The organism is Catellatospora coxensis (assembly GCF_016862635.1).
Taxonomy (GTDB): domain Bacteria; phylum Actinomycetota; class Actinomycetes; order Mycobacteriales; family Micromonosporaceae; genus Catellatospora; species Catellatospora coxensis.
The window spans coordinates 16,030-30,065 of record NZ_BONI01000078.1 but is presented as its reverse complement, the minus strand read 5'-3'; the positions used below and the strand labels follow the sequence as shown (position 1 = coordinate 30,065).

Sequence of the window (14,036 nt, the reverse complement as noted above, 5' to 3'; positions counted from 1 at the left end):
CACGATCGAGGCGAGTGGGAGAACCATGAGATTCACCTACCACTGCGCGCTGCGGTGGTCCGATCTTGACGCGTACGGGCACGTCAACAACGCGCGTTTCCTCACCCTGTACGAGGAGGCCCGGGTCGCGATGATGTTCGTCGGCGCCCGCGAGGCCGGGGTCACCTCGTTCGAGGACGGCATCGTGGTGTCCCGGCACGAGGTGGACTACCTGCGGCCGATCGACTACGGCGACCCGGTGCGCATCGAGCTGTGGGTCGAGGACCTGAAGCCGTCCCGCTTCACCGTCTGCTACGAGCTGTTCGACGGTGACCTGCTGGCCAGCCGGGCCCGTTCCGTGCTGGTGCCGTACGACCTGGACAAGCAGCGGCCGCGCCGGATGAGCGAGGCCGAGCAGAGTTTCCTGAAGCCATGGCTGTCGACCTGATCGACCGCGCCGACGCGGCGGTGTTCCTGGGCCGGCTGCTGCGGCTGGACCCGGCGGCGCTGGTGCGGCTGTGCCCGGCGGGGCCGGGCCGGGTGGCGCTGTGGGCGACGCTGCCGTGGGGCGTGCTGGTCACCCGTACCGTCGCCGGCACCGTAGACCGGGACCGGGTGGCGCAGGCGTCGGCGCTGCTGGACGGTGTCACGCAGCCGCCGGCGCTGGACGACCGGTGGCGTGGCGCGCTGCCCCCGGCGACCGCCAGGGCCGTGGAAAGGCTGCCCGCGTCGGTGGTCGGCGGCGCGGCGGCCGCGGCCGCGCAGGCGCTGCGTGAGGTCGGTTCCACCGGGCTCAAGGGCCGTGCCGTCGGGCAGCGGGTGCTGCGCGACGCGCTGCTGGACCACATCGTGGTCAGCGGCGTGTCCGATGTGGACGGCGCGCCTTTCGCGATTCCGCAGCGGCTCGTGCAAGGCTTGGTCCGGATGGGATTCCTCGGCGTCGACGAGGTGACCGTGGTCACCGCCGGTACGTGGACCGGGCTCGCCGGTTCCTTTGGCACCGCCTGGTTCCGGACACCCGTATTGTCCGTACGGCCGATTGCCAGTCGGTCGATAGGCTGATCGGACATCGGCTGTTCAGCCCGGGACCTTCGGTAAGGGGATGACGAAAGACGGCTGTACGGGTAGCCTCCTCGCCGGGGATGGAACTGAGGGTAGGCAAGCAATCTCCCTCAGCATTGATCTGTCGGCTTCAGGCTACGGTCGGACAGGAGCATGGGCATGGCGTGGTTTTCGTGGCAACGCTTGCGGGTGGGTCAGTCAACGGCAGGGGAGGCGCGTCCGCGCACGGTCCCGCAGCAACGCAGCCTCTTCGAGGTGCCGGACGACCTGTCCATGATGGACAGCCTGCCACCGGCCCCGACGACGCTGGCGCCGGCCGAGACACCCCAGGTCAACCTGCGCCGCATCGCCGCCACCCTCGACCTGCTCGACATCCGCTACCTCTCCGACGGGGAGGAGAGCCTGCTGGCGCTCTGGGAGCGGCACGCCCTGCTGTTCGCGGTCGAGGGCCCCGACGACGAGATCCTGGTGATCCGGGCCCGCCCGCACGCCACCGTGCCGCCCGAGCTGGCCGACCTGGCCTACCGCGCGGTCAACGAGTGGAACCACACCCGCCGCTTCGCCAAGGCCTACGTGGGCGACCCCACCGAGCGCGGCCAGCTGCCGATCTACGCCGAGTGGCAGGTGCCCCTGCGCTCCGGCGTGCACGACGCGCTGCTCATGGAGCTGCTCGACTGCGCCGCCTCGGTGTCCACCACCTTCGTGGACTGGATGCACAGCGACGGCGGCCTGCTGCTCTGAGGACGTCTCTCCACCGCCGCAGGGCCATCTGACGGCGACAGCCGCCTGTCCGGGTCTCGTACACCCGGGCAGGCGGCTGATCTGTCTGTGTCATGCAAAGCCGGTCAGTCCATGCGCGGGAACAGCCCGATCCGGCCGTGGTACTCCCGGCCCAGCTCGTCGGTGTCCGAGCCCACCAGCAGGCCCTGCGGGGCGATCGCGAACGCGCGCACGCCCACGCCGCGCGAGCGGGTCGGGTTCCAGGGCAGGGCCATCCCGGTGACCGGGTTGATCGCGGCCACGCCGGGGCGCTCCACCGCGCCGGGGCCGGCCGACTCCATGCCGTACGGGTTGTTCAGCCAGCGCTGGTGGCCGCCGACGTAGACGGCCCCGCCGACGATCTCGACGGCGTACAGCGAGTCGCCGCCGGTGTGGTTGACCCAGGTCGGGCGGACCTTGCCGGTGGCGTAGGTCTCGAAGCGGGCCGCGGTGTCGCAGTTGATCTCCCAGCCGCTGAGCCGCCCGGTGGTGACGATGACGAAGTACTCGCCGTCGGGGGAGAAGTCGGCCGCGCGCATGTAGGTGTCGAAGCCCTCCCGGCACAGCGGCACGTACGCGTCGGTGGACCAGTTGGCGGCCTTCGACGGGTTGCCGGTCAGGTCGAACATCGCGGCCTGCACCCGGCGCGCCGAACCGACCCGGGTGAACGCGCCGATCGCCAGCAGCCGGTCGCCCGCCGGCGAGACGGCGATGTCCTCGACCTTCACCCGGCCGATCTCCGGGGCGTCCAGCCGCGCGTCGAACACCGTGTCCACCTCGCCGGTGACCGGGTCGAGCCGGGCCAGGCCGCGCCGCGGCACGTCGTTGACCGCGGTGAACGAGCCGCCGAGGTAGAGCCACTGGTCCGAGACGGCCAGCCCGCGTACGTCACCCCAGTTGATCGCGGCGTCGAAGCCCGGGATGCGCCCACCGGTGGACAGGTCCAGCCGGGCGAGGCCGCGCTGGTCCGCGTCGTTGATCTCCTCGAAGGAGCCGCCGACGAACACCGAGTTGTCCGGGCCGGGGGTCAGCGAGTACACCATGCCGTCCACGTCCGGCGCGAAGCCCTCGAGCACCGCACCGGTGTTCAGGTCGAAGGCGAACAGGTGCTCGCGCTCGTACTCCTCGGTGCCGGTGTTGTCGCTCACCCTGGTGAAGTCGCCGCCGACCACGACGACCTGGCCGACCACCGCCAGCGCGTGCACCTCGCCGTCGAGGATGTGCGGGGTCCAGTCGGCGGGATCCTCGTCCACGGTGCGCACCGGGCGCGGCTTCAGGTTCTCGGCCGGGGCCTGGGGCTCTGCGGCCCACACGGCGGCGGGCAGGGCCATCGCGGCCAGGGTGGCCAGCGATACCACGCGGTGGCGCATCAGGACGTCTCCTCGTAAATCGGGCAATTCCTCCCCTGGTTAACGAGGCGACCGAAAAGAAGGGCACCCATTTCGACCGGTCAGTCGAGATGGGTGCCCGAGGTCACTTCCGGCGGGTCAGTGTTCCGAATTGACCATGAAGAAGGCGGCGCGCTCCAGGTAGTCCCAGAGCATCTTGTCCAGCTCGGGGCTGAGTTCGAGGACGTCGACGGCATGGCGCATGTGGCGCAGCCAGGCGTCGCGCTCGACGGCGCCGATGACGAAGGGGGCGTGGCGCATCCGCAGCCGCGGGTGCCCGCGCTCCTGCGAGTACGTGTTCGGGCCGCCCCAGTACTGGATCAGGAAGAGCCGCAGCCGCTCGTTGGCCGGGCCGAGGTCTTCCTCCGGGTACATCGGGCGCATCACCGGATCGGTGGCGACCCCGGCGTAGAACTCGTCCACGAGCAGGCGGAAGGCGTCCTCGCCGCCGAGCAGCTCGAAGTAGTTCGGGGTCGGCAGGGCGGTCGACGCGGCGGCGGGCTGGTCACTCACCCGGCCTAGGCTACCCGGCGACCGGAGCCTCATTGAGCCGCCGGGCGCGCTCGATCGCGGCGGTGAAGCGCTCCTGCGGCGGCCAGGCGGACAGCGCCACCAGCACCAGCACCACGCCGGCCACGCTCCACAGCCCGATGACCTGGTGCAGCGGCCAGTGGTTGGCCAGCACGCCGGTGATCAGCACCGCGCCGCCCTGCATCACCTGCACCCCGCCCTGCATCACGCCGAACGCGCGCGCCCGGTAGACGTTGGGCAGCGCCTGCACGAAGAGCGCGTTGATGGTGGGCAGTATGCCGGCCAGGCAGAAACCGCAGGCCGCGGCCATCAGGCACACGGCGGCCAGGGACGGGTTGAGCAGCGCCGGCACCAGCATGATCGGGGTGAGCAGGGCCAGCGGCCGGATCAGCGAGCGGCGCAGCTGCGGGGTCATGAACCGGCCGACCACGATGCCGCCCAGCACGAATCCGGCCGGGTTTGCCAGCATGATCATCCCCTGCGCGAAGCCCCGTCCTGATTCGCTGTCCGGCGTGAGGTGGTGCGCCCAGACGGCGGCGAGACCCTCCGGCACGATCGCGAACAGGGTCACGCAGAAGACCAGCACCGCGATGGCGCGCAGGGCGGGGATGCCGAAGACCACCTGGAACCCCTCGGCGGTCTCCCGCACCAGGTTGCGCCGCGCGTTCGAGCCGGCCACCGCCGGCCGGTGCTTGACGACCAGCGTGAGCACCAGCGCGGACACCGCGAAGGTGGCCGCGTCGAGCAGCAGCGACACCCGCGGGTTCATCGCCGCCAGCAGGCCGCCCGCCAGGTAGCCGCCGATCTGGGCAGCCTGGCCCGCACTGATGTTCAGCGAGATGCCGACCACCAGGCGATCGCCGGTGAGGATGGCCGGATACAGCGCCGAGCGGGCCGCCTCGTAGGGCGGGTTGCCCAGTGCGGTGAGGAAGAGCAGGCCGATCAGGACCGGGACCGGCAGGCCGGGCACGGCGACCAGCGCGATGAGCACCATGCGGGCCAGGTCGCTGACGATCATGACCGAGCGGTACGGATACCGCTCGGCGACCGCCGCCAGCATCGGGCCCAGCAGCACCCACGGCGCGAAGCTGATCGCGAAGGTGGCCGCGGCCATGCCGGCCGACTGCGTCTGCTCGTAGACCAGTGTGGTGACCGCGGCCTTGGCCAGGTAGTCGCCGACCCAGGACAGCACGCTCGCACCGAGCATGCCCCGGTACTCGCGGATCGCGAGCACCTCACCGAACGTCGCGCGGTGCTCGGGTTGCGAGCCGGGCGGATCGTTCGGTGGGGGCGTGTTGGTGCGAGCGGGGTGGTGCACCACCGGATGGTCCTCCATCGATCACGACATTGGTGTCGAGGACCGCCATCCTGTCGCAGAGTCACGCCGAATGACCGTCCCAGAAGGGAAGTCGTCGGTTGATTCTGCCCGATCGGTGGATAAAGCGCTAGCCTCTACGGCTGATGCCGTCACGTACGGTCAGGGAGCCGACGATGGCTCCTCGGTCGGCACCGACGCCCGCAGCGCGCGCGCCGCCTGCATCTGCGCCGCGATACCCGACGCCTCGAGCGCCTCGGTGAGCCGTCGGCGCATCTCGCGCTGCAGGTCCCACTGCCGGTCGGCGGAAGTCTTGCACACCGTGCGGATGACCGCGCCGTCGACGCTGATGTTCTCCACGCCCAGGACCTGCGGCGGCTCGACGAAGTCGGCGGCCCACTCGGGATCGTGCGCGAAGGCGTCGACCGCCTGGCGCAGCACCGACGTCGCCTCCTCCACGCCGACGAAGCCGATCGGCACGTCGATCATGACGGTGGCCCAGCCCTGGCTCTTGTTGCCGATGCGGATGATCTCGCCGTTGCGGACGTACCAGATCACGCCGCGGCCGTCACGGATGGTGACGGTGCGCAGGCCGACCGACTCGACCACGCCGACGGCCTCGCCGGTGTCGATCACGTCGCCCACCCCGTACTGGTCCTCCAGCAGCATGAACAGGCCCGCGATCAGGTCCTTGACCAGCGACTGCGCGCCGAAGCCCAGGGCCACGCCGGCGATGCCGAGGCTGGCGATGAGCGGCCCTACGTTGATGTCGAACTCGCTGAGCACGATCAGGAAGGCGACCGAGAACACGCCGACGGTGACCATGCTCCGCAGCACCGAGCCGATGGCCTCGGCGCGCTGGCGCCGCCGCTCGGGGAACATGCTGCTCCCGGAGTTGAGCACCGAGACCGGCACCTTCTCCCGGATCGGGCGCAGCATGGTGGGCACCTTGCCCTGGGTGGTGCGTGCCACGATCTTGTTGATCGTGTGGTTCAGCAGCGCGCGGGCGATGACCGCGACCAGAATGATGACGATGATGCGGATCGGTTTGAGAAGCAGGTAATAGCCGCCGTCGGCCAGCCATTCGGAGTCGGTGACGTTGTACAGCCACTGGCAGATCGGGTCGCTGTCGGTGCAGGGGGTGGCCGGGTCGGGGGCGAGAAGGCTCAACGGCATGGCTAACTAGCTACCTCATCGGTCGGTCGGCGGTACGGGCGGCCTGTGCGGGACTTTCCTCGCATATGCCAATGAGCAGGGCATAGCGCGGCTGAGAATTCATGAGACCGCCGCAAATTGTAGGTGCATTCACCAGATCAATCGGGGACGATGGTCACAATGACGCGATGACGTGACTGGCCGCCGGAGGGTGAGACCGATGCCTGACATACGACCCACAGCCGCCTCCGCCGCGTTGCTCCTCAACGCGACCTATGAACCGCTGTGTGTCGTGTCCGTGCGCCGGGCCGCCATCCTCATCCTCTCGGGCAAGGCCGTCTGCGTGGCCGACGGCGACGGAGTGCTGCACAGCTCCCGGCACCGGGTGCCCGTCCCCCTGGTGGCCAAGCTCACCCGGTACGTGCGTGTGCCGTACCGCACTCAGGTCGGCCTGTCCCGCCGCGCGATCTTCGCGCGCGACGGCGGCCGCTGCGTCTACTGCCAGGGTCCGGCCGAGACCATCGACCACGTGCACCCGCGCTCCAAGGGCGGGCAGCACGCCTGGGACAACGTGGTCGCCGCCTGCGCCCGCTGCAACCACCACAAGGGCGACAAGACGCTGGCCGACCTCGGCTGGCGTCTTCCCATGAAGCCCACCGTGCCGCACGGCGCGGTCTGGCGGGTGCTCGGCCACCGCACCCCGGACCCGCGCTGGGCGCAGTGGCTGGAGACCGCCTGAGGGTCAGGCCTTGTGCGTGCTGACCAGGCTCGCGAACACCACGATGTTGTCGGCGTAGCCCAGCTCGCCGCCCACCCAGCGGCCCCCGCAGGTGATCAGCCGTAATCCGGGCCGGGTGTAGTCGTGGTAGATCCGGTCGACGGGCAGGCTCTGCTTGCTGAACCGCTCCACCGTGTTGACCTCGAACACGGTGACCTTGTTGTCCCGGCGCGTGATCTCGATCTTCGCGCCGGGCTTCAGCTCGTTGAGGCGGTGGAAGACACCGGGGGAGTCCTTGGTGTCCACGTGCCCGACGATGATCGCCGGTCCGTACTGGCCGGGCGACGGCCCGTCGTCGAACCAGCCCGCCTCGTTGCGCAGCAGCAGCGACGGGGTGTCGATCGCGCCGCGCTCGTCCAGCCCCACCCCGTGGATGTACGCCTTGACCTTGATCGCGGGGATCTGGATGCGCAGCGGCCGGCTCGGGCCCAGCACCGGGAACTCGCCCGGCGGGGCCTTGCCGGGACCCCGGAACAGCTCGGCGAGCGAGAACCCGCCGGCCTTGCCCAGGCCGATACCGAGGCTGAACAACCCGACCAGGAGCAGCACCGCGGCCAGCGGGCCGCGCAGGCGGCGCAGCACGGCGTCAGGCGGGGGTCAGCGGGTTGCGCCCGCGCCGGCGCGACAGCAGCAGCACGCCCAGGCCCAGGCCCATCGCCGCGGCGCCCGCGCCGATCAGCGTCGTGCCGCCGTCCCCGGCCAGCGCGCCGCCGCCGGTGTTCGGGCCGCGCTGCGGGCTGTCGTGGTTGACCACCCACAGCGTGGTGGTCGCGGTCTGCCGGCTCGGGCAGGTCAGCTTCACGTTGTAGCCGCCCGCCTTCTTGTTCTCCGGCACCGTCGCGGCCGCGATCAGGTACACGTTGACCGGCTCGACGGTGACCGTGCCGAACGCGTCGGAGTGCACCTTCGCGTTGTTCAGCGCGTCACCGCAGCTGGCCCGGATCGCGACCTGGAAACCGGCCTGGATGGTGCTCGGGTTGACCTCGACGAAGACACCCTCGGCGTGCGCGGGCGCGGGCGCGGTGAGCGCCGCGACGACCAGCGCCACGGCGCCGGCCGCCACCCGGAGAGCAGACCGCATGTTTCCCCCAAATCGCTCTTCACCACCCGATCACCCCGGGCTACCGCAAATCCTCTCATCCGACCCCAACCCACCACCTCGCTAAACGTGAAAAAGCCCCGAACCGGGCACCCACTCGCCCTCACCCTGCCGCAACTCTTGAAGAGTCGCGGCCTCGGGGACCCCCGGTGGCCGCGACTCTTCAAGAGTTGCGACCGAGGGGGTGGGGCGGGTGGGGGTGGGTCAGGAGGGTGGGGTGAGGGGGCGCCAGGCGAGGGGGGTGGAGAGGATGAGGGTGCTGGAGGGGCGGCCGTGGGGGGCCAGGCGGTCGATCAGGGCCTCGAAAGCGTCCATGGAGGTCGCGGCGACCTTGAGGATGCTGCAGGCGTCGCCGGTGATGCGGTGGATCTCCAGGATCTCCGGCCACGACGCCACCGAGGGGTCGCGGAGGATGCAGCCCGCGCCGTAGCAGGACATCTGGATCAGTGCGACGACCGGCCGCCCGGCCGCGGTCAGGTCCACGTGGGCGCGGTAGCCGGTGATCACGCCGGACTCCTCCAGCCGCCGCACCCGTTCGGCGACCGCCGGCGGGGACAGGTGCACCCGCCGGGACAGCTCGCTGAAGGACAGCCGGGCGTCCTCCTGCAGCTCGCGCAGCAGCGCCCAATCCATGTCGTCCACGACGCGCTTTCCCTTCGTAAACGAAACGCCCCGACCCCAGTATGAACGTTAAGCCGATCGCCCCGAGCGCCGTTGATTCGGCATTCCGTCGCGGGGGCTCACGGAGACATCATGACGTTGACCAGAGCACCTGGAGGAACGCGTGACCGCTCCATCGACGACGAACGCTGCCGTACGCCCGGCGACCGCGGCCGAGCGCGCCGAGCGCGCCGAAGCCAACGGCGGTGAGCCGACGCTGGAGTTCGCCCAGCGCACGCCGTACGACGCGTACGTGCACGCGAGCACCCTGCATACGCTGCAGCAGACGCTGAGCAAGGACCCGGGCGAGATGTCCTTCCTCATGATCAGCCAGGTGATGGAGCTGTACTTCGGCCTGGTCCGCTTCGAGCTGCGCGAGACGCAGCGGCTGCTGGCCGAGGACGACGTGTACGGCGCGCTCGCCCCGCTGCGCCGCACCGTGCTGCACCTGGACGGGCTCAACGCCGCCTGGAACGCGCTGCACTGGATGACCCCGGCCGACTTCAACCGGTTCCGCAACCTGCTCGGCGAGGGCTCGGGCTTCCAGTCGGCGATGTACCGGCACCTGGAGTTCCTGCTCGGCCTGAAGACCGAGTCGCTGATCCGGCCGTTCAAGCGCCAGGACGAGGTCTACCACGACCTGCTGGCCACCCTGCACGGCGCGAGCGTCTGGGACGACGTGATCGCGCTGCTCGCCCGCCAGGGCTTCGACCTGCCCGCCGACCTGCTGACCCGCGACTTCGCCACCGAGCACGAGGCACACCCGGCCGTCGAGGCCGCCTGGGTGCGCATCTACGCCGACCAGGGCCCGGACAACCACCTCCGGCTGCTCGGCGAGGCGCTGACCGACGTCGCCGAGCGTTTCGACGACTGGCGCTACAAGCACCTCAAGGCCGTGGCCCGCACCATGGGCGCGAAGGTCGGCAGCGGCGGCTCCAACGGGTACGCCTGGCTCCAGCGCAGCATGTCCCGCACCGTCTTCCCCGAACTCTGGTCCGCCCGCACCGCCATGTAAGCGCTGATCATGAACTTATGGCACGGTTCGACGGCGTGTCGGTGCCATAACCTCATGATCAGGGACATCTGTCGAGACATCCAGCGAGAGCAGCATGACGTTCACTGAGCAAGACGCGTTGCGTCGGGACCAGGCCGACCCCGGCCATCGTGACCTCTTCCTGGTGCCGCCCGCCGAGGGCGGGGCGTACCCGGAGACCGCCTACATGGCCGGGAACTCGCTCGGGTTGCAGCCCCGGGCCACCCGGGAGGAGCTGCTGGGCGACCTCGACGCCTGGGCACGGCTCGGGGTGGAGGGGCACCTGGAGGCCGCCCGGCCGTGGCTGCCGTACCACGAGCTGCTGACCGAGCAGGCCGCGCGGCTGGTCGGGGCGCTGCCGGCCGAAGCCGTGGTGATGAACTCGCTGACGGTCAACCTGCACCTGCTGATGGTGTCGTTCTACCGGCCGGCGGGGGCGCGCACCCGCATCGTGATCGAGGACGCGGCGTTCCCGTCCGACAGCTACGCGGTGCGCAGCCAGGCCCGCTTCCACGGCCTGGACCCCGACACCACCGTGGTACGCCTGCGCCCGCGCGCCGGGGAGGACTGCCTGCGCACCGAGGACGTGCTCGCGTTCCTGCGCGACGAGGGCGACACGGTCGCCCTGGTCATGCTCGGCGGGGTCAACTTCCTCACCGGTGAGCTGATGGACCTCCCGGCGATCACCGCGGCGGGCCGGGCCGCGGGCGCGGTCGTCGGCTGGGACCTCGCCCACGCGGCGGGCAACGTGCCGCTGCGGCTGCACGAGTGGGGCGTCGACTTCGCCGCCTGGTGCTCGTACAAGTATCTGAACTCCGGCCCCGGCGCGCTGGCCGGCGTGTTCGTGCACGAGCGCCACCTGGGCGACCCCGACCTGCCCCGGTTCGAGGGCTGGTGGAGCACCGAGGCGGCGACCCGGTTCGAGATGACGCCGACCTCCCGCCCGCCGGCCACCGTCGAGGCGTGGCAGATCTCCAACCCGCCGATCTTCGCGATGGGCCCGGTGCGGACCTCCCTGGACCTGTTCGACAAGGTCGGCATGGACGTGCTGCGCGAGCGCAGCCTGCGGCTGACGGCGTACCTGGAGAGCCTGCTCGACGAGGTGCTGCCGGGCCGGCCGCTGCAGCAGGTCACGCCGCGTGACCCCCGGCGCCGTGGCTGCCAGCTGTCCGTGCGGACCACCGAGCTGGGCGCGAACGAGCTGGCCCGGCGGCTGCGCCACGAGCACGGCGTCATCGCCGACGCGCGCCAGCCCGACATCGTGCGCTTCGCACCGGTGCCCCTGTACTCGACCTATCACGACTGCTGGCGGGTCGCCCAGGCGCTCACCGCGATCTTCCCGCGCAGCGAGGAGAGGGCATGAGCGAGCGCAGCGAGCGAATCATGCGGACCGGCAGTCATGCCGCCGACGAGCGCAGCGAGGAGAAGGCATGACCAAGGACAAGACCGTCGCCGTAGTCGGAGCCGGGCTCGCGGGCAGCCTGCTGACCTGCTATCTGGCCCGGCGCGGGTACACGGTGACGATGTACGAGCGCCGCCCGGACCCGCGTACCGGCAAGGTCGAGCGCGGGCGCTCGATCAACCTGGCGCTGTCCGAGCGCGGGCTGGACGCGCTGCGCCGGATCGGCCTGGACCGCTCGGTGATGGCCGACGCGCTGCCGATGCGCGGGCGGATGATCCACCCGGTCGAGGGCGAGCCGGGCTTCCAGCCGTACAGCAGCGACGGCGAGCGGGCGATCAACTCGATCAGCCGCGGCGCGCTGAACAACGCCCTGCTGGAGGCGGCCACCGCGCTGCCGAACGTGACCGCGTACTTCGACCACCGCCTGACCGGCCTGGACCCGAAGACGGGCGCGATGACCTTCTCCGTCGACGGGCGGGAGGAGACCGCGCAGGCCGACGTGGTCATCGGCACCGACGGCTTCAGCTCGGCGGTACGCGGGCAGCTGCTCGCGCACACCGGCCTGACCGAGAGCCTGGACTTCCTGGAGCACGGGTACAAGGAGCTGACCATCCCGGCCCGCGACGGCGAGTTCGCGATGGACCCGGGCGCGCTGCACATCTGGCCGCGCGGCGCGTCGATGATGATCGCGCTGCCGAACCCGGACCGCTCCTTCACCTGCACCCTGTTCTGGCCGACCGGCGGCACCAACGCGTTCGCGTCGCTGAGCAGTCCCGCCGCGATCGAGAAGCATTTCGCCGCGGTGTACCCCGACGTGATCGAGCTGGCCCCGAACCTGGTCGACGACTACCTGCACAACCCGGTCGGCGTGCTGGGCACGGTGCGGTGCAGCCCGTGGCACGCGTACGGCCGGGTGGGCCTGCTCGGCGACGCCGCGCACGCCATCGTGCCGTTCTACGGCCAGGGCGCGAACTGCGCCTTCGAGGACGTCGTCGAGCTGGACCGCATCCTCGACGAGACCGGCGACGACTGGGACCGGGCGCTGCCCGAGTTCGAGGCGCGCCGCCGGGAGAACACCGAGGCGATCGCGCGGATGGCGCTGGACAACTTCGTGGAGATGCGCGACAAGGTCGCCTCCCCGGTGTTCCAGGCGCAGAAGAAGGTCGAGCACGCGCTGGAGCGGGCGCTGCCCGGCCGGTACGTGTCACGCTACGAACTGGTGTCGTTCTCGACCACGCCGTACGCGCAGGTGCAGCAGCGGGTGCGCAAGCAGCAGTGGCTGCTCGCCGCGGCGGCGGGCGCGGCGGTGCTGGCCGTGGGCGCGCTGGCCGCGATCGCTTTCCGGAAGGGCATGGGCCGATGAACTGGGATCCCATCCTCATGACCGGCCGCCCGGCGGGTGAGCCGGGGCTGCTGCGCAACTTCGTCGGCGGGGAGTTCGTCGCGACGGGCCGGACGTTCGCGAAGGTGTCGCCGGTGACCGGCGAGAAGGTCTTCGACGTCGCCGAGGCGGACGCGTCGACCGTCGACGCGGCCGTCGCCGCCGCCCGCAGGGCCCTGCACGGGCCCTGGGGGCGGATGAGCGAGGGCGAGCGCGCGGCGGTGCTCCGCCGGGTCGCCGACGAGCTGGAGCGGCGCTTCGACGACCTGGTCACGGCCGAGGTCGCGGACACCGGCAAGAGCATCTCGCAGGCGCGTACCCTCGACATCGCGCGCGGCGCGGCCAACTTCCGGGCCTTCGCCGACATCGTCGCGACCGCGCCCACCGAATCCTTCATGACCACGACCGCGACCGGCGGTCGGGCCCTGAACTACGCGGTACGCAAACCCGTCGGCGTCGTAGCGATCATCGTGCCCTGGAACCTGCCGCTGCTGCTGCTCACCTGGAAGCTCGCTCCGGCCCTGGCCTGCGGTAACGCGGTGATCGTGAAGCCGTCGGAGGAGACCCCGTCCTCGGCGACGCTGCTGGCCGAGGTGATGGCCGCGGCGGGTGTGCCCGAGGGCGTGTTCAACCTCGTCCACGGCTTCGGCCCGGACTCGGCCGGCGAGTTCCTGACCAAGCACCCGGGCGTGGACGCGATCACGTTCACCGGCGAATCGGCCACGGGCAGCGCGATCATGCGCGCGGCGGCCGACGGGGTGAAGGCGGTCTCGTTCGAGCTGGGCGGTAAGAACGCCGGCCTGGTCTTCCCGGACGCCGACCTGGACGCGGCCGTGGCCGGCTCGGTGCGGTCCAGTTTCACCAACGGCGGCCAGGTCTGCCTGTGCACCGAGCGGCTGTACGTGCACCGCTCGATCTTCGACGAGTTCGCCGACCGGCTCGCCAAGCAGGCCTCCGAGCTGGCCTTCGGCTGGCCGCACGAGGAGGCGACGGTGAACATGCCGCTGATCTCGCGGCAGCACCGGGACAAGGTGCTCGGCTACTACGACCTGGCCCGCGCCGAGGGCGCGACCGTGCTGGCCGGAGGCGGGGTGCCGAGCTTCGGCGACGCCCGCGACGGCGGCGCGTACGTGCAGCCGACCGTGCTGACCGGGCTGGCCCAGGACGCCCGGGTCAACCGCGAGGAGATCTTCGGGCCGGTGTGCAGCCTCATGCCGTTCGACGACGAGGACGAGGCGTACACGCTGGCCAACGACAGCGCGTACGGGCTGGCGAGCACGGTGTGGACCCGGGACGTGGGCCGGGCGCACCGGGCCGGGGCGCGCCTGGACGCCGGGCTGGTCTGGGTGAACACCTGGTTCCTGCGTGACCTGCGTACCCCGTTCGGCGGGGTGAAGGCCTCCGGGGTGGGGCGTGAGGGCGGCGTGCACTCGCTGGCCTTCTACTCGGAACTGACCAACGTCTGCGTGGACCTGTCGTGACCGGGGCGGCCAC

Annotated in this window: 15 protein-coding genes; 8 read left to right on the top strand and 7 right to left on the bottom strand. The window is 71.0% G+C overall.

The features are described 5' to 3' along the window. Nucleotides 1-25 precede the first annotated feature (25 nt). The 3 genes from Cco03nite_RS33605 to Cco03nite_RS33595 all read left to right on the top strand — a co-directional run bounded on the left by Cco03nite_RS33605 (nucleotide 26) and on the right by Cco03nite_RS33595 (nucleotide 1,782). Complete coding sequence (locus Cco03nite_RS33605; RefSeq protein ID WP_203697769.1) at nucleotides 26-427, top strand: acyl-CoA thioesterase; 402 nt, start codon at nucleotides 26-28, stop codon at nucleotides 425-427. Continuing rightward, nucleotides 412-1,041, top strand: coding sequence for a DUF8185 domain-containing protein (locus tag Cco03nite_RS33600; protein WP_203697767.1), 630 nt, complete (start codon nucleotides 412-414; stop codon nucleotides 1,039-1,041). The genes Cco03nite_RS33605 and Cco03nite_RS33600 overlap by 16 nt, the downstream gene beginning before the upstream one ends. Before the next feature lie 159 nt (nucleotides 1,042-1,200). Further along, entirely contained in the window at nucleotides 1,201-1,782 is a 582-nt protein-coding gene (locus tag Cco03nite_RS33595; RefSeq protein ID WP_373314393.1) for a type III secretion system chaperone family protein, read from the top strand. Nucleotides 1,783-1,886: 104 nt separating this feature from the next. On the opposite strand, the gene Cco03nite_RS42995 is transcribed toward Cco03nite_RS33595, so the two are convergent. The 4 genes from Cco03nite_RS42995 to Cco03nite_RS33575 form a co-directional block, all read right to left on the bottom strand. Next, a complete protein-coding gene (locus Cco03nite_RS42995) occupies nucleotides 1,887-3,170 on the bottom strand; it encodes a delta-60 repeat domain-containing protein (RefSeq protein ID WP_203697765.1) in 1,284 nt (427 codons plus the stop codon). Nucleotides 3,171-3,287: 117 nt separating this feature from the next. Next, on the bottom strand, nucleotides 3,288-3,701 hold the full coding sequence (locus Cco03nite_RS33585; protein WP_275412095.1) for a globin: 414 nt from the start codon (nucleotides 3,699-3,701) through the stop codon (nucleotides 3,288-3,290). Between the two features lie 10 nt (nucleotides 3,702-3,711). Further along, complete coding sequence (locus Cco03nite_RS33580; RefSeq protein WP_239167872.1) at nucleotides 3,712-5,055, bottom strand: MFS transporter; 1,344 nt, start codon at nucleotides 5,053-5,055, stop codon at nucleotides 3,712-3,714. A gap of 141 nt (nucleotides 5,056-5,196) precedes the next feature. Then, nucleotides 5,197-6,210 carry a mechanosensitive ion channel family protein gene (locus Cco03nite_RS33575; protein ID WP_203697761.1) on the bottom strand — a complete coding sequence of 338 codons (1,014 nt, stop codon included), beginning with the start codon at nucleotides 6,208-6,210 and terminating at the stop codon, nucleotides 5,197-5,199. A 199-nt stretch (nucleotides 6,211-6,409) separates the two neighbouring features. On the opposite strand from Cco03nite_RS33575, the gene Cco03nite_RS33570 reads away from it, so the two are divergent. Further along, the gene (locus Cco03nite_RS33570; RefSeq protein WP_203697759.1) at nucleotides 6,410-6,928 is read left to right on the top strand and encodes an HNH endonuclease; all 519 of its coding nucleotides are present in this window, start codon (nucleotides 6,410-6,412) and stop codon (nucleotides 6,926-6,928) included. A gap of 3 nt (nucleotides 6,929-6,931) precedes the next feature. On the opposite strand, the gene Cco03nite_RS33565 is transcribed toward Cco03nite_RS33570, so the two are convergent. The 3 genes from Cco03nite_RS33565 to Cco03nite_RS33555 all read right to left on the bottom strand — a co-directional run bounded on the left by Cco03nite_RS33565 (nucleotide 6,932) and on the right by Cco03nite_RS33555 (nucleotide 8,708). Further along, nucleotides 6,932-7,549 carry a class F sortase gene (locus Cco03nite_RS33565; RefSeq protein WP_203697758.1) on the bottom strand — a complete coding sequence of 206 codons (618 nt, stop codon included), beginning with the start codon at nucleotides 7,547-7,549 and terminating at the stop codon, nucleotides 6,932-6,934. Nucleotides 7,550-7,553: 4 nt separating this feature from the next. Beyond that, nucleotides 7,554-8,048 carry a hypothetical protein gene (locus tag Cco03nite_RS33560; protein ID WP_203697757.1) on the bottom strand — a complete coding sequence of 165 codons (495 nt, stop codon included), beginning with the start codon at nucleotides 8,046-8,048 and terminating at the stop codon, nucleotides 7,554-7,556. A gap of 222 nt (nucleotides 8,049-8,270) precedes the next feature. After that, the gene (locus Cco03nite_RS33555; RefSeq protein ID WP_203697756.1) at nucleotides 8,271-8,708 is read right to left on the bottom strand and encodes an Lrp/AsnC family transcriptional regulator; all 438 of its coding nucleotides are present in this window, start codon (nucleotides 8,706-8,708) and stop codon (nucleotides 8,271-8,273) included. A gap of 142 nt (nucleotides 8,709-8,850) precedes the next feature. Between Cco03nite_RS33555 and Cco03nite_RS33550 the strand changes: the two genes are divergently transcribed. The 4 genes from Cco03nite_RS33550 (at nucleotide 8,851) to Cco03nite_RS33535 (ending at nucleotide 14,023) form a co-directional block, all read left to right on the top strand. Beyond that, the gene (locus Cco03nite_RS33550; protein ID WP_203697755.1) at nucleotides 8,851-9,741 is read left to right on the top strand and encodes a tryptophan 2,3-dioxygenase; all 891 of its coding nucleotides are present in this window, start codon (nucleotides 8,851-8,853) and stop codon (nucleotides 9,739-9,741) included. Nucleotides 9,742-9,835: 94 nt separating this feature from the next. After that, the gene (gene kynU / locus Cco03nite_RS33545) at nucleotides 9,836-11,122 is read left to right on the top strand and encodes a kynureninase (RefSeq protein WP_203697754.1); all 1,287 of its coding nucleotides are present in this window, start codon (nucleotides 9,836-9,838) and stop codon (nucleotides 11,120-11,122) included. A 67-nt stretch (nucleotides 11,123-11,189) separates the two neighbouring features. Continuing rightward, nucleotides 11,190-12,524 carry an FAD-dependent oxidoreductase gene (locus Cco03nite_RS33540; RefSeq protein WP_203697753.1) on the top strand — a complete coding sequence of 445 codons (1,335 nt, stop codon included), beginning with the start codon at nucleotides 11,190-11,192 and terminating at the stop codon, nucleotides 12,522-12,524. Then, entirely contained in the window at nucleotides 12,521-14,023 is a 1,503-nt protein-coding gene (locus Cco03nite_RS33535; protein WP_239167871.1) for a 2-hydroxymuconic semialdehyde dehydrogenase, read from the top strand. Before Cco03nite_RS33540 ends, Cco03nite_RS33535 begins: the two co-directional genes overlap by 4 nt. The last annotated feature ends 13 nt before the right edge of the window (nucleotides 14,024-14,036 follow it).

What these genes read in the sequence shown, in the direction of transcription:
- Cco03nite_RS33605 (WP_203697769.1), top strand. Translation starts at nt 26, where the DNA reads ATGAGATTCACCTACCACTGCGCGCTGCGGTGGTCCGATCTTGACGCG.
- Cco03nite_RS33600 (WP_203697767.1), top strand. Translation starts at nt 412, where the DNA reads ATGGCTGTCGACCTGATCGACCGCGCCGACGCGGCGGTGTTCCTGGGC.
- Cco03nite_RS33595 (WP_373314393.1), top strand. Translation starts at nt 1,201, where the DNA reads ATGGCGTGGTTTTCGTGGCAACGCTTGCGGGTGGGTCAGTCAACGGCA.
- Cco03nite_RS42995 (WP_203697765.1), bottom strand. Translation starts at nt 3,170, where the DNA reads ATGCGCCACCGCGTGGTATCGCTGGCCACCCTGGCCGCGATGGCCCTG.
- Cco03nite_RS33580 (WP_239167872.1), bottom strand. Translation starts at nt 5,055, where the DNA reads ATGGAGGACCATCCGGTGGTGCACCACCCCGCTCGCACCAACACGCCC.
- Cco03nite_RS33575 (WP_203697761.1), bottom strand. Translation starts at nt 6,210, where the DNA reads ATGCCGTTGAGCCTTCTCGCCCCCGACCCGGCCACCCCCTGCACCGAC.
- Cco03nite_RS33570 (WP_203697759.1), top strand. Translation starts at nt 6,410, where the DNA reads ATGCCTGACATACGACCCACAGCCGCCTCCGCCGCGTTGCTCCTCAAC.
- Cco03nite_RS33560 (WP_203697757.1), bottom strand. Translation starts at nt 8,048, where the DNA reads ATGCGGTCTGCTCTCCGGGTGGCGGCCGGCGCCGTGGCGCTGGTCGTC.
- kynU (WP_203697754.1), top strand. Translation starts at nt 9,836, where the DNA reads ATGACGTTCACTGAGCAAGACGCGTTGCGTCGGGACCAGGCCGACCCC.
- Cco03nite_RS33540 (WP_203697753.1), top strand. Translation starts at nt 11,190, where the DNA reads ATGACCAAGGACAAGACCGTCGCCGTAGTCGGAGCCGGGCTCGCGGGC.
- Cco03nite_RS33535 (WP_239167871.1), top strand. Translation starts at nt 12,521, where the DNA reads ATGAACTGGGATCCCATCCTCATGACCGGCCGCCCGGCGGGTGAGCCG.